The sequence below is a fragment of the Nocardia cyriacigeorgica genome, assembly GCF_005863245.1.
GTDB lineage: Bacteria > Actinomycetota > Actinomycetes > Mycobacteriales > Mycobacteriaceae > Nocardia > Nocardia cyriacigeorgica_C.
The window spans coordinates 367,466-391,641 of sequence record NZ_VBUT01000007.1 but is presented as its reverse complement, the minus strand read 5'-3'; the positions used below and the strand labels follow the sequence as shown (position 1 = coordinate 391,641).

General features: G+C 69.5%; 24 protein-coding genes. 13 read left to right on the top strand and 11 right to left on the bottom strand.

Features of this window, described 5'->3' with window-relative positions:
* Positions 1–111: 111 nt before the first annotated feature.
* Together FEK34_RS20145 and FEK34_RS20140 are read right to left on the bottom strand one after the other, a co-directional pair.
* Positions 112–534, bottom strand: coding sequence for a tautomerase family protein (locus FEK34_RS20145; protein WP_138449787.1), 423 nt, complete (start codon positions 532–534; stop codon positions 112–114).
* Positions 535–560: 26 nt separating this feature from the next.
* Complete coding sequence (locus tag FEK34_RS20140; protein ID WP_138449784.1) at positions 561–1,262, bottom strand: SDR family oxidoreductase; 702 nt, start codon at positions 1,260–1,262, stop codon at positions 561–563.
* 170 nt (positions 1,263–1,432) lie between these two features.
* Between FEK34_RS20140 and FEK34_RS20135 the strand changes: the two genes are divergently transcribed.
* The 4 genes from FEK34_RS20135 to FEK34_RS20120 all read left to right on the top strand — a co-directional run bounded on the left by FEK34_RS20135 (position 1,433) and on the right by FEK34_RS20120 (position 4,238).
* Complete coding sequence (locus FEK34_RS20135) at positions 1,433–2,014, top strand: TetR/AcrR family transcriptional regulator (protein WP_138449782.1); 582 nt, start codon at positions 1,433–1,435, stop codon at positions 2,012–2,014.
* 146 nt (positions 2,015–2,160) lie between these two features.
* The gene (locus FEK34_RS20130; RefSeq protein WP_138449779.1) at positions 2,161–2,658 is read left to right on the top strand and encodes a pyridoxamine 5'-phosphate oxidase family protein; all 498 of its coding nucleotides are present in this window, start codon (positions 2,161–2,163) and stop codon (positions 2,656–2,658) included.
* Positions 2,659–2,688: 30 nt separating this feature from the next.
* Complete coding sequence (locus FEK34_RS20125; RefSeq protein ID WP_138449778.1) at positions 2,689–3,096, top strand: YciI family protein; 408 nt, start codon at positions 2,689–2,691, stop codon at positions 3,094–3,096.
* Positions 3,093–4,238 (top strand): RNA polymerase sigma factor, encoded by a 1,146-nt coding sequence (locus FEK34_RS20120; RefSeq protein ID WP_138449776.1) that lies wholly within the window; start codon positions 3,093–3,095, stop codon positions 4,236–4,238. The genes FEK34_RS20125 and FEK34_RS20120 overlap by 4 nt, the downstream gene beginning before the upstream one ends.
* Positions 4,239–4,470: 232 nt before the next feature.
* Here FEK34_RS20120 and FEK34_RS20115 read toward each other — a convergent pair whose 3' ends face one another.
* Positions 4,471–4,743 carry a hypothetical protein gene (locus FEK34_RS20115; protein WP_036539620.1) on the bottom strand — a complete coding sequence of 91 codons (273 nt, stop codon included), beginning with the start codon at positions 4,741–4,743 and terminating at the stop codon, positions 4,471–4,473.
* A gap of 407 nt (positions 4,744–5,150) precedes the next feature.
* Here FEK34_RS20115 and FEK34_RS20110 point away from each other — a divergent pair, with 407 nt between their 5' ends.
* On the top strand, positions 5,151–6,500 hold the full coding sequence (locus FEK34_RS20110; protein ID WP_138449774.1) for a PhoH family protein: 1,350 nt from the start codon (positions 5,151–5,153) through the stop codon (positions 6,498–6,500).
* Between the two features lie 148 nt (positions 6,501–6,648).
* Positions 6,649–8,061: a class II fumarate hydratase gene (locus FEK34_RS20105; protein WP_138449772.1), complete on the top strand. Its 1,413-nt coding sequence runs from the start codon at positions 6,649–6,651 to the stop codon at positions 8,059–8,061.
* Positions 8,062–8,280: 219 nt separating this feature from the next.
* Here FEK34_RS20105 and FEK34_RS20100 read toward each other — a convergent pair whose 3' ends face one another.
* From FEK34_RS20100 to glpX, 3 genes are all read right to left on the bottom strand, one after another.
* Positions 8,281–9,138 carry an acyl-ACP desaturase gene (locus FEK34_RS20100; protein ID WP_138449770.1) on the bottom strand — a complete coding sequence of 286 codons (858 nt, stop codon included), beginning with the start codon at positions 9,136–9,138 and terminating at the stop codon, positions 8,281–8,283.
* Between the two features lie 138 nt (positions 9,139–9,276).
* Complete coding sequence (locus tag FEK34_RS20095) at positions 9,277–9,933, bottom strand: LGFP repeat-containing protein (RefSeq protein WP_249359413.1); 657 nt, start codon at positions 9,931–9,933, stop codon at positions 9,277–9,279.
* Between the two features lie 358 nt (positions 9,934–10,291).
* Positions 10,292–11,335, bottom strand: a complete 1,044-nt coding sequence (gene glpX / locus FEK34_RS20090) for a class II fructose-bisphosphatase (protein ID WP_138449768.1) — start codon at positions 11,333–11,335, stop codon at positions 10,292–10,294.
* A 128-nt stretch (positions 11,336–11,463) separates the two neighbouring features.
* Between glpX and FEK34_RS20085 the strand changes: the two genes are divergently transcribed.
* The gene (locus tag FEK34_RS20085) at positions 11,464–12,036 is read left to right on the top strand and encodes a DUF4245 domain-containing protein (RefSeq protein ID WP_138449765.1); all 573 of its coding nucleotides are present in this window, start codon (positions 11,464–11,466) and stop codon (positions 12,034–12,036) included.
* 27 nt (positions 12,037–12,063) lie between these two features.
* Here FEK34_RS20085 and FEK34_RS20080 read toward each other — a convergent pair whose 3' ends face one another.
* From FEK34_RS20080 to FEK34_RS20065, 4 genes are read right to left on the bottom strand one after another with little or no spacing between them, the layout of a single operon-like run.
* The gene (locus FEK34_RS20080) at positions 12,064–12,420 is read right to left on the bottom strand and encodes a VOC family protein (RefSeq protein ID WP_138449762.1); all 357 of its coding nucleotides are present in this window, start codon (positions 12,418–12,420) and stop codon (positions 12,064–12,066) included.
* On the bottom strand, positions 12,417–12,671 hold the full coding sequence (locus tag FEK34_RS20075; protein WP_138449760.1) for an exodeoxyribonuclease VII small subunit: 255 nt from the start codon (positions 12,669–12,671) through the stop codon (positions 12,417–12,419). The genes FEK34_RS20080 and FEK34_RS20075 overlap by 4 nt, the downstream gene beginning before the upstream one ends.
* Positions 12,672–12,724: 53 nt before the next feature.
* Positions 12,725–14,071 carry an exodeoxyribonuclease VII large subunit gene (xseA, locus tag FEK34_RS20070; RefSeq protein WP_138449757.1) on the bottom strand — a complete coding sequence of 449 codons (1,347 nt, stop codon included), beginning with the start codon at positions 14,069–14,071 and terminating at the stop codon, positions 12,725–12,727.
* Positions 14,068–14,802, bottom strand: a complete 735-nt coding sequence (locus tag FEK34_RS20065; RefSeq protein ID WP_138449755.1) for a lipid droplet-associated protein — start codon at positions 14,800–14,802, stop codon at positions 14,068–14,070. Before FEK34_RS20065 ends, xseA begins: the two co-directional genes overlap by 4 nt.
* A 112-nt stretch (positions 14,803–14,914) precedes the next feature.
* On the opposite strand from FEK34_RS20065, the gene FEK34_RS20060 reads away from it, so the two are divergent.
* Entirely contained in the window at positions 14,915–15,928 is a 1,014-nt protein-coding gene (locus FEK34_RS20060) for a 4-hydroxy-3-methylbut-2-enyl diphosphate reductase (protein ID WP_138449753.1), read from the top strand.
* A gap of 84 nt (positions 15,929–16,012) precedes the next feature.
* Here FEK34_RS20060 and FEK34_RS20055 read toward each other — a convergent pair whose 3' ends face one another.
* Entirely contained in the window at positions 16,013–16,876 is an 864-nt protein-coding gene (locus tag FEK34_RS20055; RefSeq protein ID WP_212748789.1) for a DUF6542 domain-containing protein, read from the bottom strand.
* A gap of 199 nt (positions 16,877–17,075) precedes the next feature.
* Between FEK34_RS20055 and FEK34_RS20050 the strand changes: the two genes are divergently transcribed.
* The 5 genes from FEK34_RS20050 to FEK34_RS20030 all read left to right on the top strand — a co-directional run bounded on the left by FEK34_RS20050 (position 17,076) and on the right by FEK34_RS20030 (position 24,171).
* The gene (locus FEK34_RS20050) at positions 17,076–18,254 is read left to right on the top strand and encodes an exonuclease SbcCD subunit D (protein WP_138449751.1); all 1,179 of its coding nucleotides are present in this window, start codon (positions 17,076–17,078) and stop codon (positions 18,252–18,254) included.
* Positions 18,251–22,243 carry an AAA family ATPase gene (locus FEK34_RS20045; RefSeq protein WP_138449748.1) on the top strand — a complete coding sequence of 1,331 codons (3,993 nt, stop codon included), beginning with the start codon at positions 18,251–18,253 and terminating at the stop codon, positions 22,241–22,243. Before FEK34_RS20050 ends, FEK34_RS20045 begins: the two co-directional genes overlap by 4 nt.
* 112 nt (positions 22,244–22,355) lie before the next feature.
* Positions 22,356–22,562, top strand: a complete 207-nt coding sequence (locus tag FEK34_RS20040) for a DUF2191 domain-containing protein (RefSeq protein WP_138449745.1) — start codon at positions 22,356–22,358, stop codon at positions 22,560–22,562.
* Positions 22,553–22,975: a PIN domain-containing protein gene (locus FEK34_RS20035; RefSeq protein WP_138449743.1), complete on the top strand. Its 423-nt coding sequence runs from the start codon at positions 22,553–22,555 to the stop codon at positions 22,973–22,975. Before FEK34_RS20040 ends, FEK34_RS20035 begins: the two co-directional genes overlap by 10 nt.
* A gap of 218 nt (positions 22,976–23,193) precedes the next feature.
* Positions 23,194–24,171, top strand: coding sequence for a PLP-dependent aminotransferase family protein (locus tag FEK34_RS20030; protein WP_171048295.1), 978 nt, complete (start codon positions 23,194–23,196; stop codon positions 24,169–24,171).
* Positions 24,172–24,176: the final 5 nt, after the last annotated feature.

Genomic DNA, 24,176 nt, shown 5'->3' with positions numbered 1-24,176 from the left:
CGAATGCTGTGGTGTCACCACGCTGGTGCGGCACACCGGCCGCGAGCCGGAAGGGCTGGCCGCGCTGCCGGCGACGGCGCGGGTCCGACTGCGGACCGCTGCGGCTCCTGGTCAGTACGGGAGTGGCATATTCTGTCGTGCCCAATCCTTTTCGGCATCGCTGCCCGCCGGTGGCGGGAACTGCCCGGCGATCTTCCACAGATCGCGCGGCGACTCGTAGGTGTGAAACTCCCAGTGCAGCCCGCGGTCTCGGGTGTAGGGGACCATGATCGAGTCGAGTTTGTCGGTGGAGCGTTTGCGCATCTCGGGATCATCGAGATGACGGGCAAGGTGCTCTACCACGATGCGGACGGTATCGGTTGCCGGTTTGCCACCCACGTAGAAGTCGAGCGCCGCGATTTCCTTGAACAGGACGACGACGTAGAACGCCGGCAGGCCGAAGCTGGTGTACAGCTCGGTGATGTCGTTGGCGAAGTCTTGTTTGTCCTGGTCGGAGTAGGTGTCGGCGGGGTGGTAGATATGCCACAGCGGCATGGTGAGTCCTTTCGGGGAGTGTGGTGTCAGCGGCCGATGGCCACCGCGAGACCTTCGACGGGGCCGGACAAGGCGGCTTTCATCCGGCGGGTGACCTCGTCGACGAGGACTTCGGTCTCGCCCTTCTCGACCCCGTCGAATACCGCGGTCGCGACCTGGGCCGGATCGACCTTGTCGACCGGGAGGTGACGGACCATCTCGGTGTCGGCGAACCCGAGATGCACGCCGACGACCTGGGTGCGCTGTGCGGCCAGTTCCAGCCGTAGCGAGTTGGTGAGCGACCAGAACGCGGCCTTCGACGCCCCGTAGGCGGCGGCCCCGGCACCCCATGACAGCACCGAATGGATATCGACCAGCGCGCCGCCGCCATTGGCCGCAAGAATCGGCGCGAACGCCTGCGCGACCCGCAGCGGGCCGAACACATTGGTGTCGAATGTGGCTATCACATCCGGCATTTCGGCCGTCAGCAGCGGTGCGGGGATGAGCGCCCCCGCATTGTTGACGACGAGGCCGACATCCCCGGCGGCGCGCGCGGCGGCGGTCACGGAGTCGGGATCGGTCACGTCCAAGGCGAGCGATACCACCCGCGGATCGTCCTGCGGTATCGGCTGCCGGGCCGTCGCGTAGACCTTCGCCGCACCGCGCCGCAGCAGCTCATCCACGAATGCGCGCCCGAGTCCACGCTGCCCGCCGGTCACCAGTGCGACCGTGCCTTCGATTCTGGTCATATCCGCCTCTTTCGAGTCATCCCCGCCGATCCGGACGTGCCCTGGTCGGCTCGGGGAGGGAGCGTCGCCGCTCGACCGATTTAGATTATGATCATCATCTATACGGATGCGCAAGACTGTCCTGACCGACCGCGCCCTCCGGCGCGCGACGACCGATGGAAGGAGCCGATGTGCCGCGAGCATCCCGCGAACAGGCGCAATCGCACCGCAGGCAGGTACTCGACGCGGCTGCCGCGCAGGTTCGTGAACGCGGGACCGGCGCGATGACCGTCCCCGAGCTGATGGCCGCCGCCGGACTGACCCACGGCGGTTTCTACCGCCACTTCCGGTCCAAAGAAGACCTGGTCACGCAGGCCTGCACGGCGGCGTACGCGGAGAAGATCGACGAAATGGACAGCATCCGCGCGGCGAGTGCGGACGGCGCGCAGGCCCGGCGCACCTTCATTCAGCGCTATCTGTCGACCACCCACCGCGACACCCCGGCCAACGGATGCGGCATCGCGGCGACCGCGGCCGACGTCGCCAGAGCGCCCGCCGACAGCCCGCTGCGCCAGGCCTACCTCGACGGCATCCACAACATGATCGGCAAACTCGCCGAGTTCGACGACCGTGCCAGCACCGATCCGCAGGTGCTGGTCGAGCTGTCGACCATGGCCGGAGCGCTGATGCTCGCGCGCGCCACCGGCGACGACGAGCTCTCCCGCCGGATCCTCGACGCCGCCCGCGACCACCTGGTCGGAGATCACGAGTAGCGGCCGGTCAGGTGCGGTTTTCGGTCCGGTCGAAAAAATCTCCGAAATTTCGCGCAGGGGATGTCGAGAATGAAGAGCGGGCTCCGTCCCAGGGGTACGAGCAGCCGACAACGGCCTGCTCGACGGCACCGACACAGGAGCGCAGCATGGAACAGCACCGGATCACCGAGATTCTCGAACGCCCGCTCAGCCAGGAGCTGCTCGCGCGCGATCTGACCAGATTGGCCTACGTGGCCCTCGACGGCACTCCGCGAAACATCCCCATCGGGTTCACCTGGAACGGCTCGCAGATCGTGCTGTGCACCAGCACCAACGCCCCGAAACTGCCCGCCCTGCGGCGCAACCCGCAGGTGGCGCTGACCATCGACACCGAAGTGCATCCGCCCAAGCTCCTGCTGATCCGGGGTCGGGCCGAGCTGGACGAGGTCGAAGGCATCCCGGAGGAGTATTTGCAGATGAACGGCAGCTATCAGATGACTGCCGAACAGCGGGTGGAGTGGGAGGCGGAGGTGCGCTCGCTCTACGACGGCATGGTCCGCATCGTCATCACCCCGACCTGGGTGAAGCTCATCGACTTCGAGACCACGCTGCCGTCGCCGGTCGAGGAACTGATCCGGCAGCGCGCCGAACGCCAGCACGCCTGACCCCACCGGCCACCACGCGAGGAGAAGACAATGGCCAAGTATCTGCTGCTCAAGCACTACCGCGGCGCCCCGGCACCCACCAACGACGTGCCGATGGACCAGTGGACCCCTGACGAAGTCACCGCCCACGTGCAATACATGGAAGATTTCGCCGCCCGCCTCCAGACCACCGGCGAGTACGTCGACTCTCAGGCGCTCGCACCCCAGGGCACCTTCGTCCGCTCCGACGGTGCGGGCCGCCCGCCGGTCACCGACGGTCCGTTCGCCGAGACCAAGGACCTGATCGCCGGCTGGATGATGATCGACGTCGACACCTACGACCGAGCCCTCGAGCTGGCGGCCGAGCTGTCGGCGGCGCCCGGCGCCGGTGGCAAGCCGATCCAGGAATGGCTCGAACTGCGGCCGTTGTTCACCGCGGCGCCCACCGTCACCGAGTGAACGAGTCGCTGCTGCGGGAGCTGGTGCCCGCGGTGATCGGCGTCCTCGTCCGGCGCGGAGCGGATTTCGCTTCGGCCGAGGACGCCGTACAGGAGGCGCTGATCCGGGCGTTGGAGAGCTGGCCGCAGGACCCGCCGCGTGATCCGAAGGGCTGGCTGGTCGCGGCGGCCTGGCGCAAGTTCCTCGACGCCGCCCGCGCCGAAACCTCCCGGCGGGGCAGGGAACTCGCGGTGGAGATCGAGCCGTCGCGCGGTCCGGTGCCCGATGTCGACGACTCGCTGTGGCTGTATTTCCTGTGCGCGCATCCGTCGCTGTCGCCCAGCTCGGCCGTCGCGTTGACGTTGCGCGCGGTCGGTGGCCTGACCACCCGGCAGATCGCGAACGCCTATCTGGTCCCCGAAGCGACCATGGCGCAACGCATCAGCCGCGCCAAACGGCGCATCGCGCAGCTGCCGTTGGACCGGCCCGGCGATCCGGCGACGGTGCTGCGGGTGCTGTATCTGGTGTTCAACGAGGGCTACAGCGGCGAGGTGGACCTGGCGGCCGAAGCGATCCGCCTCACCCGTCAGCTGGCGGCCTCGACCGACGACCCGGAGGTCGCGGGCCTGCTCGCGCTCATGCTGCTGCACCACGCCCGCCGGGCCTCGCGCACCGGGCCGGGCGGGCGCCTGATCCCGCTGGCCGAGCAGGACCGAACCCGTTGGGACACCGGACTTATCGCCGAAGGGGTGGCGATCCTGCAAGCGGCACTGGCCCGCGACCGGCTCGGCGAATACCAGGCGCAAGCCGCGATCGCCGCCCTGCACGCGGATGCCCCGAGCGCGGCCGACACCGACTGGGTGCAGATCGTGGAGTGGTATGACGAGTTGTTGAAGCTCACCGGCAGCCCGGTGGTGCGGCTCAACCGCGCGGTCGCGGTCGGCGAGGCCGACGGACCGCAGGCCGGGCTGGCGGAACTGAAGCAGCTGGATCCGGACCTGCCCCGCTACAGCGCGGTTCACGCCTACCTGCTCGAGCGGGCCGGTGACCTCGAGCAGGCCGCCGAGCTGTACGCGCAGGCCTCCCGTGCGGCCACCAGCGCACCGGAGCGCGACCATCTCACCCGCGAGGCAGCGCGGGTGCGGCAGTCGCTGCGTTCGTGAAGGCCCGGACCGCAGCCCGGGTATGTCTTCTCGACCCTTTCCGTGCCGACTTCGTTGGCGGCCGGTCCCCGGCGTCGTTGGCGGGGCGGGAAAGTTCGGTGGTCTTCCACACGGGCGGGTCGGGTTCAGTTATCGATGGCCCATCGTGTGGACGTCGACATCGAGTATCGACCGGGATGGTTGGCAACAGGTTGGGTGCGTCCCGGTGAGTGGTATGCGAACTTCGCGCAGCTCAGGAATGCTTGGCGAGGTAGTCGAGATAGAACGGGCGCAGCGCCTCGGCCAGATCGCCGTCACCGGCGTGCACGTAGTCGTCGATCAGCGGCAATACCCACTTGATATCGGCTTCGCTCTCGCCGGCTTTGCCCGCGGTGGCCTCGGCGGCGGGGATGCGGGTGAGCAGGTTCCACAAGAATTTGATGTCGCCGCGGCGCACGGCCAGCTTGACCGCGCGGTCGTGCAGTTCCTTGGACGACAGCTGCTGGAGATCGTCGGTACCGGCCATAACGCGACTCTAATCCGCCGCGGCCGCGGTGGGGACCCGCGTGTCGAATCCGGCGGCCGAGCAACCGGTCCGCAGCCATCCGACGATCTCGGGCCGCACCGGATCCTGTGCCCGGAAATATTGTCTGACCAGCACTGATAGCCCGTGTCGGCGGCGCGTTAACGACGAATTCACCGACACGCCTGCCGTTCCCCGAGCGCGCAACCACCGACAGCCGGTAGCGTCGTGGATGCGGGTCGCGTCGTTGTGGCTCGCGCGGGAGGTCCTGACCGTGACTGAGCCATTCAGTACGAGGGGGCCGGCACCCGGCCCTCGTGGCATCTGACGCCAGCGTCGGATCCCTCAGGACGGACCGGTCCAGCGAGATTGTCTGATGCGGGTGCCGCGCAGACACAAAGGAGCCCACCGTGACTACAACACGCTCCGTTTCCGCCCCATCGGCGAACTCTCGCACCGTGAAGAAAGGCACCAAAACCTTTGTCGTCGACACCTCGGTTCTGCTATCGGATCCCTGGTCGGTCACCCGCTTCGGCGAGCACCACGTGGTGCTGCCGCTGGTGGTGATCAGCGAACTCGAAGGCAAACGGCATCACCACGAGCTCGGCTGGTTCGCCCGTGAGGCGCTGCGCATGCTCGACGACCTGCGCGTGCAGCACGGTCGACTCGACGAGCCGCTGCCGATCGGTACCGAGGGCGGAACGCTGCAGGTGGAGCTGAACCACACCGACCCGACGGTGTTGCCGGTCGGATTCCGCACCGACACCAACGATTCCCGCATCCTGGCGTGCGCGCTCAATCTCGCCGCCGACGGCCACACCGTGGTGCTGGTGTCGAAGGACATTCCGTTGCGGGTCAAGGCGAGTTCGGTGGGGTTGCGAGCCGATGAGTATCACGCGCAGGACGTGGTCACCTCGGGCTGGACGGGCATGGTGGAACTCGATGTCACCACCGACCGGGTGGACGAGCTCTACAGCGAAGGCTCCATCGACCTCGACGAAGCGCGGGAACTGCCCTGCCACACCGGAATCCGGTTGCTCGGCACCAGCTCCAGCGCACTCGGCCGGGTCACCCCGGAAAAACGGGTGCAACTGGTGCGCGAACGCGAGGCGTTCGGGCTGCACGGGCGCTCGGCCGAACAGCGCATCGCCCTCGACCTGCTGCTGGACGAGAGCGTCGGCATCGTCTCCCTCGGTGGGCGGGCGGGCACCGGCAAATCGGCGCTGGCGTTGACGGCCGGACTGGAGGCGGTGCTGGAGCGGCGCACCCAGCGCAAGGTGGTGGTGTTCCGTCCGCTGTACGCGGTCGGCGGCCAGGAACTGGGCTATCTGCCCGGCACCGAGAGCGAGAAGATGGGGCCGTGGGCCCAGGCGGTCTTCGACACTCTCGACGGGCTGGCCAGCCGCGAGGTGATGGAGGAGGTGCTCAGCCGCGACATGCTGGAAGTGTTGCCGCTGACCCACATTCGCGGCCGCTCGCTGCACGATTCGTTCGTGATCGTCGACGAGGCGCAGTCGCTGGAACGCAATGTCCTGTTGACGGTGCTGAGCCGGCTCGGCACCGGGTCGCGGGTGGTGCTCACCCATGACGTCGCCCAGCGCGACAATCTGCGCGTCGGCCGCCACGACGGCGTCGCCGCGGTGATCGAGAAGTTGAAGGGACATCCGCTGTTCGCGCATGTCACGCTCACCCGCAGTGAGCGTTCGCCGATCGCGGCGCTGGTGACGGAGATGCTGGAGGAATACGGACCCAACGCCTGAAGTAGATAGCGCAGACCCCCGGCCCCGCGCGGGCCGGGGGTCTGTCATTTCCGGTCGTCACTATTCCGCCGAGAACAGGCCGAGCCCTGTGAGATAAGCGTCAGGCGTGGCTTCCCCACGTGCGGCGGGTGCGGCATATGGTCGGACTATGAGTGAGCGAAGCGACCAGACCGAGTACCGCATCGAACACGACACCATGGGTGAGGTCCGCGTTCCGGTGGACGCCCTGTGGCGCGCGCAGACCCAGCGGGCCGTGCAGAACTTCCCGATCAGCGGCCGCGGCCTCGAACGCGCCCAGATCCGTGCGCTCGGTCTGCTCAAGGCCGCCTGCGCGAAGGTGAACCGGGACCTCGGCCTACTGGAGGCCACCAAGGCCGACGCCATCATCGCCGCCGCCACCGAGATCGCCGAGGGCCGCCACGACGATCAGTTCCCGATCGACGTGTTCCAGACCGGTTCGGGCACCAGCTCCAATATGAACGCCAACGAGGTGATCGCCTCCATCGCCAAGGCGCGCGGGGTCGAGGTGCACCCCAACGACGACGTGAACATGTCGCAGTCGTCCAACGACACCTTCCCGACCGCCACCCATCTGGCCGCGACCGAGGCCGTCATCGCCGATCTGGTGCCCGCGCTCGATCACCTGCGGCTGGCGCTGCTCGACAAGGCCACCGCGTGGAAGACAGTGGTCAAATCCGGTCGCACCCACCTGATGGATGCCGTTCCGGTAACCCTGGGCCAGGAGTTCGGCGGCTACACCCGCCAGGTCGCGGCAGGCATCGACCGGATCATGGCGACGCTGCCGCGCCTGGGTGAGCTGCCCATCGGCGGCACCGCCGTCGGCACCGGGCTCAACGCGCCGGACGGATTCGGCGGGCTGGTCGTCGCGGAACTGGTCCGCAGCACCGGCATCGACGCGCTACGCGAAGCCGAGGACCATTTCGAGGCCCAGGCCGCGCGCGACGGACTGGTGGAGGCCTCGGGTGCGCTGCGCACCATCGCCGTCAGCCTGACCAAGATCGCCAACGATATCCGCTGGATGGGATCGGGCCCGCTCACCGGCCTGGCCGAGCTCCAGCTGCCCGACCTGCAACCGGGCAGTTCGATCATGCCCGGCAAGGTGAATCCGGTGCTGCCCGAGGCGGTCACGCAAGTGGCGGCGCAGGTCATCGGCAATGATGCCGCCGTCGCGTTCGGCGGGGCGAACGGGCATTTCGAGTTGAACGTCTACATCCCGGTGATGGCGCGCAATCTGCTCGAGTCGATTCGCCTGCTGGCCAACGTGTCCCGGCTGTTCGCCGACCGCTGCGTGAGTGGGCTGGTCGCCAACGAGGAGCATCTGCGCACGCTGGCCGAGTCCTCGCCGTCGATCGTCACGCCGTTGAATTCGGCGATCGGCTACGAGGAGGCCGCCGCGGTGGCGAAGGAAGCGCTGAAGGAGAAGAAGACGATCCGGCAGACCGTGATCGACCGCGGGCTCATCGGTGACAAGCTCACCGTGGAGGAACTGGATCGCCGCCTCGATGTGCTGGCGATGGCGAAGGTCGACGAGAAGAAGTAGCGGGGACGCACAACCGAGAACGGCCCGTTCGGTGGTGGGTGACCACCGAACGGGCCGTTGCCGTCATTCGGCCGAGATCGTGATGATGTCGCTGACGAAGCTGAGGAGTGCTGCTACCAGATCGAGGATCATGACTCTCACCTTCTTCCAGTTGTGCGAATGTGCATCGAACCGGTCAACGATATCGGCAATTACCGCTGATCAGGGGATGAAACGCAGTCAGCCGCGCAGATGGTCGAGCTCGGCGCGGGCCGCCTCGCCCGCCTCACCCAGATCGGTGCGGGTGAAGACGTTCCAGCGCTTCAGCAGGGGAGCGAAGACCAGTTCGCCCTCCTTCGCCGGATCGTAGATGCCCGCCTCGGCCAGCACCTCGTCGCTGCTGCGGCCGTCGGGCAGGGTGACGGTCGGCACGTGGAAGGCGGCGATGCGGTCGGCGACGGCGCGCATGGTCTGATCGGGCACCTGGTTGAAGGCGGCGTCGATCAGGTTGGCGAAGAACACCGACTGCAATTCGTCGTCGACGGCGATGCGCTCGCTGATGGCGGTGACGATCGGGTTCTCGTTCAACGCGGCGGTATTGCGGTGCCGCACCGCCGACGCTGCCTCCTCGAACGCGCCGTTGGCCAGCACATCCAGCAGATGCAGCGGTTCACGGCGGAAGCCCTTGGTCATGTGATCCATGCGCAGCCGTTCCAGCTCCACCGGATCCACGGCGCGGGTGACCATGAGGTAGTTGCGGATCATGATCTCGTGCCGGTTCTCCTCGGCGGTCCAGCGGCCGACCCACCGCCACCACATACCCGTGCGCAGGTACTTGCCGATCTCCCGGTGGTAGGAGGGCAGGTTGTCGGCGATGAGCACGCTGACGGTGAGCGCCAGCTTGGCCACCTCGCCGAGCTCGGACTGGTCCGGCTCCCAGTCGGTGCCGCCGAGGAAGCCGAAGTTACGCCCGTCGTCCCACGGGACGTAATCGTGCGGCTGCCAGCCGTCGGCCACTTCGATGTGGCGGCGAAGGTTCAGTTCCACCTCCACCGCGAGCGACTCGAGCAGTTCGCGATCGGTCAAGAGAGTTTGCACCGCACCAACCTAGCCGTTGTGTGGATCACGTGGGGGACTGTGGGGGTATCGAATGTGATGGTCGTCCGCGCATCCGCGGGGCAGACGACCCGGCCGGGCGCGCCCTGGTGAGCAGGTGCGCCCGGCCGGTGCCGGGGTCTACTTCTCGGTGACGGTGGTCTCGCCGTTCATCCAGGTGATGGTGCCGCCGGTGAACTCGCTCTTGCGGCTGCCGTCGGGCAGGGTTTCCTCGTCGGTGACGGGGTAGCCGAGCTTGCCGTTGGCGCCGCCGTTCTCCTCCCAGGTCTCGCGGATGTCGCCCCACACGATGTGGGCGCCGGAGTCCTGGCTCCAGTAGATGGTGCCGCCCTCGAAGTCCTGGTAGCGGCCGCCGTTCGGGCCGGTCTCCTCGGGGTCTTCCGGCATGCCGAGCGGGCTGTTCTGGCCGCCGCTCTCGACGTACTTGGAGTAGATGACGCCGGAGACGGTGATCTCGCCGTCCGGGGTGCTGAACTTCGTCTCGCCCGCCGCGCCCGGGGTCTCGGCGCCGGTGGCGGTGGCGGTGCCGCCCGGGGTTTCGCCCGCGGTGCCGCCGGGGGTGGTGGTGGCGTCGTGCTCGCCCGGTGCGTGGGTGGCGGTGGCGGTGCCCTCACCCATCTGGGCGGTGACGCTGCCGATCTTGCTGCCGATCTGGTCGCTGGTATCGGAGTCGTCGCCGCAGCCCGCGACCAGCAGGCCCGATGCGGCGATCGCCATGGTGAATCCGGCGGTACGTCGAGCGAAGTGGTGCATGTCCATCCTCTCGAGAGTGGTCACGCGGGCTTCCGCAACGCTGCGGAGAAGCCACACGCGAACCGGAGCCGACGCTCGGCAATGCCTTGGCGAACAGGTGAACTGATCGCTTGACCATTACTGAGCTGGTATCCACGCGGATACTACCCGGGAGAGTGTGGAACGAAACACATGCTGGGAGTTAACCGGTCAGATGACGTGCATGCAGAACCGGCCCGAGGCAACGGTGGGTTCACCTGAATTTTCGAGCGAAGCGAGACCGAGCCCCAAAGTTCGCGGCCCGTCTCGTGTTTCCGCTGCCGCCGCGCAAGCCGAAGGCAAGCGGTGGCGCGGAAACACGAGACATCAGGGGCCGCGAACCCCCGCGCGCCAGCGCGCAAAATTACGGCAACGGGGGGTTCGCGTCGTCGTCGCCGTGGAAGTCGACCGAGGAGTACTCGCGCAGTTTCGTCAGGCGATGGTAGGCGTCGATCATGCGGACCGTGCCGGACTTGGAGCGCATGACGATCGACTGGGTGGAGGCGCCGCCGCCGTAGTAGCGCACGCCGCGCAGCAGGTCGCCGTCGGTGACGCCGGTGGCGCAGAAGAAGACGTTGTCGCCGGAGACCAGGTCTTCGGTGCTGAGCACGCGGTCCAGGTCGTGGCCGGCGTCGATGGCCTTCTGGCGTTCGTCGTCGTCCTTGGGGGCGAGCATGCCCTGGAGTTCGCCGCCCATACAGCGCATCGCGGCGGCGGCGATGATGCCTTCGGGGGTGCCGCCGATGCCGACCAGGATGTCGGTGCCGGAATCGGGGCGGGCGGCGGAGATGGCGCCGGCGACGTCACCGTCGGAGATGAGGCGGATGCGGGCGCCCGCGTCGCGGACCTGCTGGATGAGCTCGGCGTGGCGCGGGCGATCCAGGATACAGACCGTGAGGTCGGAGACCGAGGAGTTCTTGGCCTTGGCGACCTTGCGGATGTTGTCGGCGATCGGGGCCGCGATATCGATCACACCGGCCGCGTCGGGGCCGACGGCGATCTTGTGCATGTAGAACACCGCCGACGGGTCGAACATCGCGCCGCGCTCGGCCACCGCGAGCACCGAGATGGCGCCGGGGGAACCCTTCGACATCAGCGTGGTGCCGTCGATGGGGTCGACCGCGAAGTCGACCTCGGGGCCGTCGCCGTTGCCCACCAGCTCACCGTTGTAGAGCATGGGCGCTTCGTCCTTCTCGCCCTCGCCGATGACCACGATGCCGCGCATCGATACCGAGCTGACCAGCTGGCGCATGGCATCGACGGCCGCGCCGTCGCCGCCTTCCTTGTCACCGCGGCCGACCCAGCGGCCCGCGGCCATGGCACCTGCCTCGGTGACCCGGACCAGTTCCAGTGCGAGGTTGCGGTCGGGCGCCTCGCGGCGGCTCGGGGCGGGCGAAGATGCCGTCATAGCGGTGTGCCTCCTTGGCTCGTACTTACGCGGGCAATTGTCTCATTCGGCAGGCAGGGGTCCGTGCACACCTGGGCAGGGGCGGGGCCGTACCGGTGTGATCGGCGTCGCGAGTGGATACTGGGAGCGTGCCGAACCAAAAGCCACGCATCATGAACGACTACCGGGATCTGGTCTGGTCGCTGATCCCGTTGGCGCTGATCGCCGTGGTTTTCGCCGGACTGACCAGTCAGTGCAGCTTCGCCGGTGACGGCCCGACCCAGGGCACGATCCCCAGCTTCGACGCCAAGGCCGCCTTGCAGTCCGACGCCGACAACCTGACCTTCCCGATCCGCGAACCGGCCCTGCCGCAGGGCTGGACGCCGAACTCCGGCAGCCGCGACACCATCACCGAGGAGGGCGGCGGCACCGTCAGCACCATCGGCTACATCACGCCCGAGGGCACCTACATGGAGCTGAACCAGAGCAACGCCACCGAGGTAGCGCTCGCCCGGCACACCCTCGGCTCCCGCTATGCCAGCGGCACCCGCGATATCGGCGCCCAGAAGTGGGTCGTCTACGACGAGCCCGGCGAGGAACCGGCCTGGATCGCCGACTTCGGCCAGACCAGAGTGCTGATCCGCGGCGCGGGCGACGACGCCGCGTTCACCACGCTGGCCGAGGCGGTCACCACGGCGCAGCCGCTGCCGAAGAAGAGGTAATCCGCCGGATCGAGTCGCGGCACGCGGCTATGAGGACTCGTCGCGGTGAGTGACGACGTTGACGACGGTTCCGCTGGGATCGCGCACGAAGAACCGGCGCACACCCCACGGCTCGTCGCGCAAGGCGTAGACGATGTCCGCACCCGAGGCGAGCAGCCGGGCGTGCACGGCGTCGACATCGTCGACCTCGACGCTCATATCCGGTTGCGGGCCTTCGGCTTCCGGGCCGACGAGCACGACCTGTGTGGTCGGCGTCGACGGCGAGGCCATGATCACCGCCCAGCCCAGATCCATCGCCTCGGTGAAGCCGAGCCCCCGGTAGAACGCCCGGCTCGCCGCCATATCCGCGGTGCGGATATCGGGAGTGGCGCGGCGGATGGTCACTGCTGTTCGCCGTCCACTTCGGCCCGCGACAGGGCGTCCTCCACGCGTTTGCGCGCACCGGCCAGGTGCTCTTCGCAGCGGTTGGCCAGCGCCTCGCCGCGCTCCCACAGAGCCAGCGACTCGTCGAGGTCCAGGCCGCCCTGCTCGAGCATCTTGACGACGTTGACCAGCTCGTCGCGGGCGCGTTCGTAGCCGAAGGTGGCGATCTCGGCCAGATCGTCGGTCGGCTGATCGTCGGCGGAGTCGGGCAAGGTCGGTCCTCTCGGTGGAGTCGGGGATGGGCGGACGGGGTCGGGCGATTCGGTCAGCGGCCGGGCTCGGGCTCGGTGGTTCGGTCGGGGTCGGGCGAAATGACCCGGGTGCCGAGCGGCGTCGTACCGAGGGCGGCCGCGGAGATGGCGCCGTCGGCGACGCGGATGCGCAGCTGGGTGCCTGCCGGCGCGTCATCGATGCTGTGCACCACCTGCCGTTCACGGCCGGTGACGCGCTGGACGACGGCGTAGCCGCGGGCCATGGTCGCGGCCGGGCCGACCGCGGTCAGCTTCTCGCGCAGATGCCTGGTGGCGGTGGATTCGGCGTTGATGAGGTGTTCGGCGCAACGGCGGGCGGAGCCGCGCAGCCGCTCCACCTCCTCGACCCGATGGCGCAGCTCGCGCAGCGGATCGGCCAGCACCGGCCGGGAACGCAGCTGGTCGAGGGCGCGCGTCTCGCGGTCGACCCACCCGCGCAGGGCGGCGGCCGAGCGGGCGCGCAACTCACGCACACCGGCCAGCTCGGCGGCGGCGTCGGGCACGATCCGTTTGGCGGCGTCGGTGGGGGTCGCGGCGCGTACGTCGGCGACCAGGTCGCTGAGCGGGTTGTCCGGTTCGTGGCCGATCGCGCTGACGATCGGCGTGGTCGCGGCGACGATGGCCCGGCACAGCGCCTCATCGGAGAACGGCAGCAGATCCTCCACGCTGCCGCCGCCGCGGGCGAGCACGATCACGTCGACCGCGGGATCCCGGTCCAGTTCGCTGAGCGCGGCCATGATCTGCGGCACCGCGCTCGGCCCCTGCACGGCGGTATTGCGGATCTCGAACCGCACGGCAGGCCAGCGGGTGCGCGCGACGGTCAGCACATCGTGTTCGGCGGCGCTGGCCCGGCCGGTGATAAGCCCGATGGTGCTGGGCAGGAACGGAATCGGGCGTTTGAGCCGCGGATCGAACAGGCCCTCGGCGGCCAACAGCGCCTTCAACCGTTCGATCCTGGCCAGCAGCTCGCCCACACCGACGGCGCGGATCTCGGTGACACGCAACGACAGCGTGCCGCGGCCGGTGAAGAAGGACAGCTTGCCGTACACCACCACCCGGCTGCCTTCGTGCAGCGGAAGCGGGGAATTACGGATCAGCGCCGGATCGCAGGTCACCGACAACGACATGTCGGCCGACGGATCACGCAGCACCAGGAAGGCGGTCCGGGTACCCGGCCGCAACGAGATCTGGGTGATCTGGCCCTCCACCCAGACACTGCCGAGCCGGTCGATCCACTGCGCGACCTTGATCGAGACCGAGCGCACCGGCCACGGATTGTCGGCGGAATTGGCGGGCGCGGCGCGTTCGGGCCGGCCGGTGGTGTCCCGGCCGGCCGTCGTCGGCGAGGAGGGTTCGGTCACTGGGCCCGCACGGTGGCGATCCGGTTCGTCAGCATGGTGATGAACGGCGCCCGGGCGCGGGTGCGCTGCTCGTAGTCGAGCAGGGCGGTCAGATCGTCGATGGTCAGCATGCGCAGCCGGGCCCGCAGCTGGGCCAGCGTCATGTTGTCGTAGTCGTAGCGAACGGCGACCTCGGGCGCGACGACCTCGGCCTGCTCGGCCTCGGGCTCGGCGACCTCGGTGCTCTCCGCGACCGCCGTGGTCTCGCCGGTGGTCTCGGCCTCGCCGGCGGGCGCTTCGGTCTCGCGCTGCTCGGTGGCTTCGCGCTGTCCTTCGGTGGCGGACTCGCGCAGCGGGCTGACCGTGGCCGCATGTCCGTTGCGCCCGGCCTTCGCGCCGGCCAGCGTCTCGGTGATGAGGAACTCGGCCAGCTCGGCATCACTGCCGAAGCTGTCGAAACTGCTGGTCCTGGCCCGGCCGAAGGCGGTCCCGGAAGGCTGGGCGGGCTCGTCCTCGTCGAAGGTGGCCCAGGCGGGCTGCTCGACGGGACGGTTGGCCAGGCGATCGAAGACGGCATCGCCCTTGAGCGCGAGGCTGGTGACGAACTGCTGGACGTGCATGGTGGTCTGGAGCAGCTGGCTGATCGCCGTGATGGGGAAATTCACCGCCGCGGTGGGTAGCCGTCGAGTCTCCTCGATGGCGTAGACGGCAGCACCAGCGGCTACGCGGGCCAGAAACGGTGGTCGGAACATGGTCCTAGCCTGCCCGAAATGGCGGGATGTGCAAAAGGGGGCCGGGTGTTCGCGTGTTATCTCGCTCGCATCCGAGCGGGTGATCGCCATAGCGCGCACGTATCCTGTGGGCATGTCCTCGGCAATACCGTTGAATGTCGGAATCGCCCGCTCTGTCCGCTCCCACGGCGCGGGAGGTGCCGACGGCGACAAGCGCGTGCTGCTGGCCGAACCCCGTGGCTACTGCGCCGGTGTGGATCGCGCGGTGGAAACCGTGGAAAAGGCGCTCGACAAACACGGCGCCCCCATTTACGTCCGCAAGGAAATCGTGCACAACCGGCACGTGGTGGAGACCCTGCGTGAGCGCGGGGTCATCTTCGTCGACGAGACCGACGAGGTGCCCGAAGGCGCGCTGCTGGTGTTCTCCGCGCACGGCGTCTCCCCGGCCGTGCACAGCTCCGCCGCCGCCCGCAATCTGCGCACCATCGACGCCACCTGCCCGCTGGTCACCAAGGTGCACCAGGAAGCCAAGCGCTTCGCCCGCGACGACTACGACATCCTGCTGATCGGCCACGAAGGCCACGAAGAGGTCGAGGGCACCGCCGGCGAGGCGCCCGACCACGTGCAGCTGGTCGACGGGCCCGACGCGGTCGACAAGGTGAGCGTGCGCGACGAGTCCAAGGTGATCTGGCTGTCGCAGACCACGCTCAGCGTCGACGAGACCATGGAGACGGTGTCGCGGCTGCGCGAGCGTTTCCCCGGCTTGCAGGATCCACCCAGCGACGACATCTGCTACGCCACCCAGAACCGTCAGGTGGCGGTGAAGGCGATGGCGCCGGAATGCGATCTGGTGATCGTGGTCGGTTCCCGCAATTCGTCGAACTCGGTGCGGCTGGTGGAGGTCGCGCTCGGCGCCGGCGCCAAGGCCGCGTACCTGGTGGATTACGCCCGCGAGGTGGATCCGGCCTGGCTGGAGGGTGTGCGCACGATCGGCATCACCTCCGGCGCCTCGGTGCCCGAGATCCTGGTGCGCGGGGTGCTGGACATGCTGGAAGAGCACGGCTTCGCCGATGTGCAGCCGGTGACCACGGCCAACGAAACGCTGGTGTTCGCCTTGCCGCGGGAGTTGCGCGAGTCGCGTCGCTGAGTTGTCTGCCGCCGCGGGCGGCGGTTCGACCGCACGTGTCGAGTGCGCGCGTGCAGTTGTTCGCTCCGGACGCTCGCGCCGGTTTCAGCGCGCCTCGGGGCCGCGGCGCTCGATGCGGCCCGAATCCCGATCCCGGTAGCGCACGGTCGGCTGCGGCAGCGGCGGCTGCTCGGTGCGCCGTCGCGCGGGGCCGCGCACGGGTTCGGCCTCCGGGCGGGGCGCCGCGGTCGGGCGGGCCGCACGCGGACGTCCCTCGCGCGAACGCGCGGCCGCGGCCAGCCGGGGCGGGTTCTCGGCCACCGGTGGCGGACGGCGCTTGCCCTGGCGTCGCGGGCGGGCGGCGGGTTCGGCGACGTCGTCGTAATCGTCGGCAGGTGCGCGACGGGCGCGGGTCCGGGAGGCGCCGGACAGTGACTGCGAGCCCTGCTTGGCCGTCTTCGGCCGCTGCTGCACCGCGCTGCGTCCCCAGCTGGTGCCGCGCCGGGCCTGCGACTTGCCCTCGGCGGCGCGTTCGGCCCGATCCAGCGCGATCCGCGCACCACCGATGCACAGCACGATCACCGTGGTCAGCACCATCGTGGGGAACCGGTGCACCAGCGGGATCGCCAGGTTGAGCAGGATGTCCTTGATCGAGGTCGAGGCCCGGCCGAGCAGCTGCTGATAGGCCAGCGGCACCGCGATGAACAACAGCAGCGGTGGCAGCACCAGCGTGGTGAACAGGCCGCGGAACCGCACCGCGAGCACGGCCGCGACGCAGCCGATGACATAGAACGCGGTGAACGAGCCGGTCAGCTCGGTGCCGTCACCGAGGGCATCGATCAGGAAGCCCAGGAACGTGCAGGCAACCGCGATCAGGACCGCCGCGCCGGCCGGGACGCCCGGCACCGACGGCAGGATCGAACGTTGCGGCGCGGGCACCCGGTTTCGCACTCGTTGGGAAGCAGCCACGTAGAGAACACTATCTGCCGACGCGCCGGTCGGTGTCATGGCAGGGCCGGTCGGGTGATGCCGGCTGCACCCGCGGGCACCCACCCGGGCCGCCGCTTTCGTGGCGGCTGTCACATTCGCACCGGCGCGCCCGGCGGGTATCCGACACTCGCCGCCCTCTGATTGAAGTGTGTCGGTGGGTTGCCATACGGTTCGCGGCATGCGAATCCTGCACACGTCGGACTGGCATATCGGCCGCACCTTTCATGGGGTCGATCTGCTCGGCGATCAGGAGTACGCGCTGCGCGCCGTCGCGGAGCTGGTGGCGGAGGAATCGGTCGACGTGGTCGTGGTCCCCGGCGACGTCTACGACCGCTCCATTCCCAGCGCGGACGCGATCGCGGTGTGCAATCGCGGATTCGAGGCCATCCGCGCGGCGGGCGCCCGCATCGTCGCCACCTCGGGCAATCACGATTCCCCCGCCCGGCTCGGTGCCGGTGCCAGTTTCGCGGCGGCGGGCGGGCTGTATCTGCGCACCACCGTCGCCGACGCGCACCGGCCGGTGCTGCTGTCCGATGAGCACGGCGAGGTCGCCTTCTACGGCATCCCGTACCTGGAGCCGGAGATCACCCGCGCCGAACTCGGCGTGCCGCAGGCGCGTTCGCATGCGGAGATCCTGGCTGCCGCGATGGGACGGATCCGCGACGATATGGCGACCAGGCCGGGTGCGCGCACGGTTGTGCTCGCGCACGCGTTCGTCGTCGGCGGTGAGGCCACAGGGTCGGAGCGGTCGATCTCGGTGGGCGGGGTGGAGACGGTGCCGCTGGGAGCGTTCGACGGCATCGACTACGTCGCGCTCGGCCACCTGCATTCGCCGCAGACGCTGTCGGAGTCGGTGCGTTATTCCGGTTCGCCGCTGCCGTACTCGTTCGGGGAGAGCTCACACCGTAAAGCGGTCTGGATCGTCGATCTGGACGCCGACGGGCTCAGCGGGGTGCGCCGGCGGGAGATGCCGGTGGTGCGCGGGCTGAGCCGGCTGGTCGGCACGCTCGACGAGCTGCTCAACGGCGCGGAGTACGGCCGGGCCTGCGAGGACTATGTCTCGGCCACCCTCACCGACCACGCCCGCCCCATCGACGCCATGCGCAAGCTGCGCGAACGGTTCCCGTACGCGGTGCACGTGGAATGGGAGCGCCCGCAGGGCAACCCGGAACTGCGCTACCGCGAACGGGTGCACGGGCGCCGCGACACCGAGGTGGCGCGCAGCTTCCTCACCGATGTGCGTGGCGAGCCCACCGACTCGGAGATGGTGTGGCTCGAGCGGGCCATCGCGGCCGCCACCAGGGAACCGGAAGCGGAGACGGCCGCGCGGGTCGGCGCCACGGAACTCACGGCATGAGGCTGCACCGGCTCGAGATCACCGCGTTCGGCCCATTCGCCGACACCACCGTCGTCGACTTCGACACCCTTGGTGCCGACGGGCTGTTCCTGCTGCACGGACACACCGGTGCCGGCAAAACCACCGTGCTGGACGCCATCGCGTTCGCGCTCTACGGCCGGGTGCCCGGCGCCCGCAACGACAGCAAACGCCTGCATTCCGATCACGCCTCACCGCAGACACCGCCGAAGGTGCTGCTGGAAGCCACGCTGGGCGGGCGGCGGGTGCGGCTGATCCGCAGCCCCGAATTCGAGCGGCCCAAACGGCGCGGAACCGGAACGTCGATCGAGAAGCCGAAGGCCACCCTCGAATGGCTGGACGGCCACGGCGCCAACCTGTCCCGCATCCCCGATATCGGCGAGGAGGTCAAACGGCTGCTCGGGATGAGCGCCGAACAGTTCTTCCAGGTGGTGCTGCTACCGCAGGGCGATTTCGCCCGGTTTCTGCGGGCGGAGAACGAGGAGCGGGAGAAGCTGCTCGAGAAGTTGTTCGACACCGAACGATTCGGTACCGCCGAACAGTGGCTGGCCGAACGCCGCCGCGCCTCCGAGGCCGAACTCGCCGCCCGCGCCCGCGGTGTGGACAACCTGATCGTGCAGGTCGGTGTCACCGCGGGGATCGGCGCCACCGAAACCGTCGGTCCGCTCGAGGCCGTCGACTGGGCCGAAGACCTGCTCGACACCGCCCGCGCCGAATTGGCCACCGCCACCACCGAACTCGAACGCCGTCGCGCGGATTCCGCGCGGGCCGACGCGGCCGCCGAACAGCAACGCAAGCTCGCCGACACCCGCCGGCGTCTGCTGGCCGCCCGCCGCCAGCTCGATGACTACGCCGCCACCGCCGAAGACCGCGCCGCCCGTCGCGCCGAACTCGAGGCGGCTCGCCGCGCCGAACCGGTCGCCGCGGCGTTGGATGAAGCCCGCGCCGCCGTGACCCGCGCCCAGCGGCATGACAGGGAAACCGAGCGGGCGGCACAGCGATTGGCGCAGCTGCTCGGTGAGCCAGGCAGTGCGGACTTGCCGGGCAGGGGGCTGCTCGGAACCAGCGATGCGGCGCCTGAGGACGGTGCGGACATCGCACTGGGGATACCGGACACCGCCGAGTCAGTGCTCACGCGGACCTCGATGGCTGCCCGCGGCGACGACGGCATCGTTTCGGATAGCGGAGCCGGGGCGAGGCGCGGGGCGGACGGCATCGACCCCTCCGCCGCACCGGGCCGGGCTGCGGGCGACATCGAAGCGAGGGGTTCGGACGCGGATCGCGGCGGTGGTTCGGACGCGGATCGCGGCCGTGCCCGCGGTGCCGCCGACCGTGATCGGGATCGGCAAGCGCGCGACGGAGTCCTCGACAGTGACGATCGCCGCGTCCGAGTGGCGGCCTCGAACGGTTCGGCGGGCACAGTGCCCGGCCGGACAGAAATGTCGGCGTCCACCGAGCGTCCGCTGCTGCGGCCCGACGCCGACGTCGACGGCGCGATCCGGCAGTGGAGTGCGCGCATCGGGGTGCTGGACGAGGTCACCTCCTATGCCGAGGCGGCCGACGAGCTCACCGATGAGATCGCCCGGCTGCGGACCGAGGAGACCGAGCTCGCCCGTCGGCTGACGCGGATCGCCGAGCGGCGGGAGGCGATTCCGCCGGCGATCGTGGCGGCGGAGGCGCGGGTGCGCGAATCCGCCGACGCTGCCGCCATGCTGCCCGCCCTGGCCGCCGATTGCGAGCGGTTGCAAGGTGCGGCCACGGCCGCGGTGGCGCTGGCCGAACGGCGACGAGACCTCGATCGCGCGCGCGTCGACGCCGAGACCGCCCGCGCGAAGCACTACGACGCCAGGGAACGCGTGCTGGATCTGCGGGAGCGGCGGCTCGCCGGGATGGCGGCGGAACTTGCCGGCCAGCTCACCGACGGAAACCCGTGTGCGGTCTGCGGATCGCCCGAGCATCCGGACCCCGCGAAGCCGACCGAGAGCGCGGTATCCAAGGACGCCGAAGACGCGGCGAGCGCGGAGGAACGCGCGGCCGAAGCGGCCCGCGACAAGGTGCTGGCGCGCATCGCCGAGCTGGAACGCGAGATCGAGGGCCTGACCGCCCGCGGCGGCGACGCCGACCCGGTCGAACTCGCCGCCGCCCTGCGCACCGCCACCCTCCGCTACGAAGACGCAGGCGACCTCGCCGACCAGACCGCCGCCGCCACCGCGGAACTCGACAAGCTGCGCGCCGAGGAATCCGACCTGCACGACCAGCTCCGCGCGGCCGAAACCCGCCGCGGCACCATCACCTCCACCATCGCCGCCGCCGAAACCCGGTTGGCCGAACTGAACGAGCGCCTACGCGAGGCCGCGGGCGCCGATACCACCATCGACCGTCGCCGCGCCCGGCTCGACGCACTGATCGCCGCGGCCACCGCCTACCGGGCCGCCGAAACCGCGGCCGCCGGTGCGTGGGCACAGGTCCGTGCGATCGCGGAGCGGGTGGAAAACCTCGCGCGTTCGGCAGGATTCGCGCTCGAACCCGGTCAGACGAGGGACGACGCTGCGACGGCCGACGCCGACGGCTCGGGCGAGGTTGTCGATTCGGTGGGTGTCGATGCCCAGGGGACCGTCGACGGCTCGGTGCGAGACCGGGCTCGACGGTCCGCTCGAGCGACGGCCGGCTCGAGGGACGCGGCGTCTACCTTCCCCGGGCGTGATTCCGGTAGCTGCGATCCGATGCCGAACCCAGTGCCCGAGGTGCCGCTGCGGACCCTGCGCTCCAACTCTGCTGGTGGAGTCCAGGTAGATGCCGAGCCGGTGCCGCCGCTGGCGCGCGGCCCGCGGCCGACCGGCAACGCCGCGACAGGCGCAGCGCACGATCCCGAGCCCGCCTTGTTCGACCTCCCCTCTGATGGCGCGGTCGATTCGGCGGCCGCGGATGCCGAACCAGCGTTGTTCGATCTGCCTCCGGTGGCTCTGGAGGCCGGTGCCCCGGCCGATTCGAGTGGCAGTGTCGGCCCGATCGTCGACGATGCGCTGCGTGGGGATGGCGATGCAGACGCCGCCCCACCGAAACCTGCGCCAGACCCGATGACCCCGGCGAAGCTCATCGCGCTGCTCACCGCGTACGCCCGCCGCATCGAGGACGTGATCCGCGATGCGCGCGCGCAGCAGGCGATCGAGCAGCAGCTCGAAGCGGCCGAGCGGGCGCGGGCGGCGGCGGAGGCGGTGCTGGCCGAGCCGGAGGTGCGGGCTGCGGCGGATGCCGAACTCGGCGATCTGGATGCCCTCGACGCGGCAGTGCGTGAGGCGCGCCAGGCGCTCGATATCGCCGTCGCCGCGCATTCCGCGGCCGCCACGCGCGTGGCCAAGCTCGAGGAACTCAGCAGCCAGCTCTGGGCGGCGGTCGACCGCATCGCTCCGGCCCAGCGCGCGCATGAGGAACTGGCCGCGCTGGCCGACGTGGTCGCCGGGCGCGGCGCCAACAACCGGCGAATGTCGTTGCGCTCCTATGTCCTCGCCGCCCGGCTGGAGGAGGTGGCGGTGGCGGGTTCGGCCCGGTTGCGCCGGATGTCGGGCGGCCGCTACGAATTCGTGCACACCGACCGCGCGGGCACCCACGGCCGTCGCGGCGGCCTCGGCCTCGATATCCGCGACGACTACACCGGCGCCATCCGCCCCGCCAAAACCCTCTCCGGCGGCGAAACCTTCATGGCCTCCCTCGCTCTCGCGCTCGGCCTGGCCGACACCGTCGCGGCCGAAACCGGCGGCATCGTCCTGGACACCCTGTTCATCGACGAAGGTTTCGGCAGCCTTGACGCCGACACCCTCGACGCCGTCATGGGCGTCCTCGACGACCTGCGCGCAGGCGGCCGAGTCGTCGGCCTGGTCAGCCACGTCGACGAAATGCGCCAGCGCATCCCCAGCCGCCTGCACGTCATCCGCGGCCGCGCGGGTTCGCGTCTGCAAGCCACGGTGGCGTGAGCTGGTGACCCACCTAGTGGCGTGGCAGATTCCCCAACCGACATGAAAGCCGCACATTCCAGCCGACGGGTATATGCTGAATGCAATCGTGGTATATATGGAAGGAGCCGTCGTGACGAAGCGGTTGATCGATATCGACGACGACCTACTCGAAGCTGCGCAGCAGGAGCTGGGGACCAGCGGGGTGTCCGATACGGTCCGCGCTGCGCTGCGTTCGGCTGCGGTTGCGGCGGCACGGGCCAGACAAGTGGAATGGCTGACGAATGGGGGGATGGAATCCATGACGGACACGGACCAGCGGGATCAAGTGTGGCGCTGACGGCTCGCTACGTCATCGACACCAGCGCCGCCGCACGGATGTCGAATGCGGAGGTCGCAGACAGGCTCACACCCCTCATTACCGGCGGGTTGGTCGCCACCTGCGCGACGCTGGACGCCGAGGCGCTGTACAGCGCGCGAAATCCTGCGCAGTACGAGCAGCTACGAGCCGATCGGCGCGCCGCGTACGAGTATCTGCCGACCGATGACGAGCACTGGCAGCGGGCTTTTGCGATCCAGCGAGAACTCGCACGACGGGGCAAACATCGTGCCGTGGGGATCGCCGATCTGATCACTGCGGTCCTCACAGCCGAGCACCGGCTCGTTCTCATTCATTATGACGCCGATTTCGAGACCGTCGCCTCGGTTATCGACCTCAACCATCGATGGGTGGTGCCGCGAGGAAGCCTCTAGGTCCCGGTTCGTGATCGAACGGTCACCGTCGGGCCGGCAACCCCAGCGGAATGCGCCCGCCGCCCGGTGTTCCTGCAGCTGCTCGAGCCCGGCCATCACGTGATCGACCTGGCGTGCGCCGCGCCCACCGCTCCGCCGCCGACGGTGACAGACGTTCGCCCGCATCATGCCGGAGCCGGCTCGCCATCTCCACCGATATCGGTTACCACCCGGCCGGGTTGCTGGAACTCCGTGCCGCGATCGCCCGGCGCTACACCGCCGCCGGCGCGCCGACGAGCGCTGACCGGATCCTGATCACCAACGGCGGCCAGCAGGCGTTGTCGCTGCTGGCTCGGGCCTTGATCGACCCGGGCGACCAGGTGGTGGTCGAGGCTCCGGCGTATCCCGGTGCGCTGGAAGCCTTTCGGGAGGCCTCGGCAGTCGTGCACGTGCTGCCGATCGGCCTCGACGGATTCGAGTCCGTCCTGCGCGGCGGCCGGCCCGCGCTCGCCTACCTGACGCCGACGTTCCAGAATCCGACGGGCTCGGTCCTGCCGCCGCTGGTCCGCCGGCGCGTGACGGAACTGGCCGCCCGCGCCGAGGTCCCGGTTCTCGCCGATGAAGTACCGGCCGACCTCGGGTTTCCCGGTGCCGAATCGCCGCCGTCGTTATGCGCGGTCTCCGATGCCGTGATCTCGATCGGCTCGTTGAGCAAGAACCTCTGGGGTGGCCTGCGGATCGGCTGGATCCGCGCGTCGTCGGCTCTGGTGGCGCGGCTGACCCGGATACGCGCGGTCCACGATCTGGGTGGGAGCATGCCGACCCAGATGGCCGCGGCGCGACTGATTCCGGACCTGGACGCTCTGTGCCGTGAGCAGGCGGCGCACCGCGCGGCACGCCATGACCGGTTGCTCACCGCGCTGGCAGAGCGCCTGCCGGACTGGTCGTGTCCGGCCGTCGCGGGCGGGCAGACCGTGTGGGCGCGGCTGCCGTACGGCGATGGGGATTCGCTGGCGCAGACCGCGCTGCGGCACGGGGTCTCGGTGCTCGGCGGCCGCGGGCTCGATCCCACCGGGCGCAGTAATGATTGTGTGCGCCTGCATTTCCGGCATCCCGAGAGCGTGCTCGACACCGCTGTCGAGCGACTGGCGCTGGCGTGGGGTGATTACCGGGTGCCTGTGCACCGCGGCGCACCGCCACCGCAATTGGTGGTCTAGATCCG

Coding starts and splice junctions, on each gene's coding strand:
- FEK34_RS20145 (WP_138449787.1), bottom strand. CDS start 534: ATGCCGCTGTGGCATATCTACCACCCCGCCGACACCTACTCCGACCAG.
- FEK34_RS20140 (WP_138449784.1), bottom strand. CDS start 1,262: ATGACCAGAATCGAAGGCACGGTCGCACTGGTGACCGGCGGGCAGCGT.
- FEK34_RS20130 (WP_138449779.1), top strand. CDS start 2,161: ATGGAACAGCACCGGATCACCGAGATTCTCGAACGCCCGCTCAGCCAG.
- FEK34_RS20125 (WP_138449778.1), top strand. CDS start 2,689: ATGGCCAAGTATCTGCTGCTCAAGCACTACCGCGGCGCCCCGGCACCC.
- FEK34_RS20115 (WP_036539620.1), bottom strand. CDS start 4,743: ATGGCCGGTACCGACGATCTCCAGCAGCTGTCGTCCAAGGAACTGCAC.
- FEK34_RS20105 (WP_138449772.1), top strand. CDS start 6,649: ATGAGTGAGCGAAGCGACCAGACCGAGTACCGCATCGAACACGACACC.
- glpX (WP_138449768.1), bottom strand. CDS start 11,335: ATGACGGCATCTTCGCCCGCCCCGAGCCGCCGCGAGGCGCCCGACCGC.
- FEK34_RS20065 (WP_138449755.1), bottom strand. CDS start 14,802: ATGTTCCGACCACCGTTTCTGGCCCGCGTAGCCGCTGGTGCTGCCGTC.
- FEK34_RS20060 (WP_138449753.1), top strand. CDS start 14,915: ATGTCCTCGGCAATACCGTTGAATGTCGGAATCGCCCGCTCTGTCCGC.
- FEK34_RS20050 (WP_138449751.1), top strand. CDS start 17,076: ATGCGAATCCTGCACACGTCGGACTGGCATATCGGCCGCACCTTTCAT.
- FEK34_RS20045 (WP_138449748.1), top strand. CDS start 18,251: ATGAGGCTGCACCGGCTCGAGATCACCGCGTTCGGCCCATTCGCCGAC.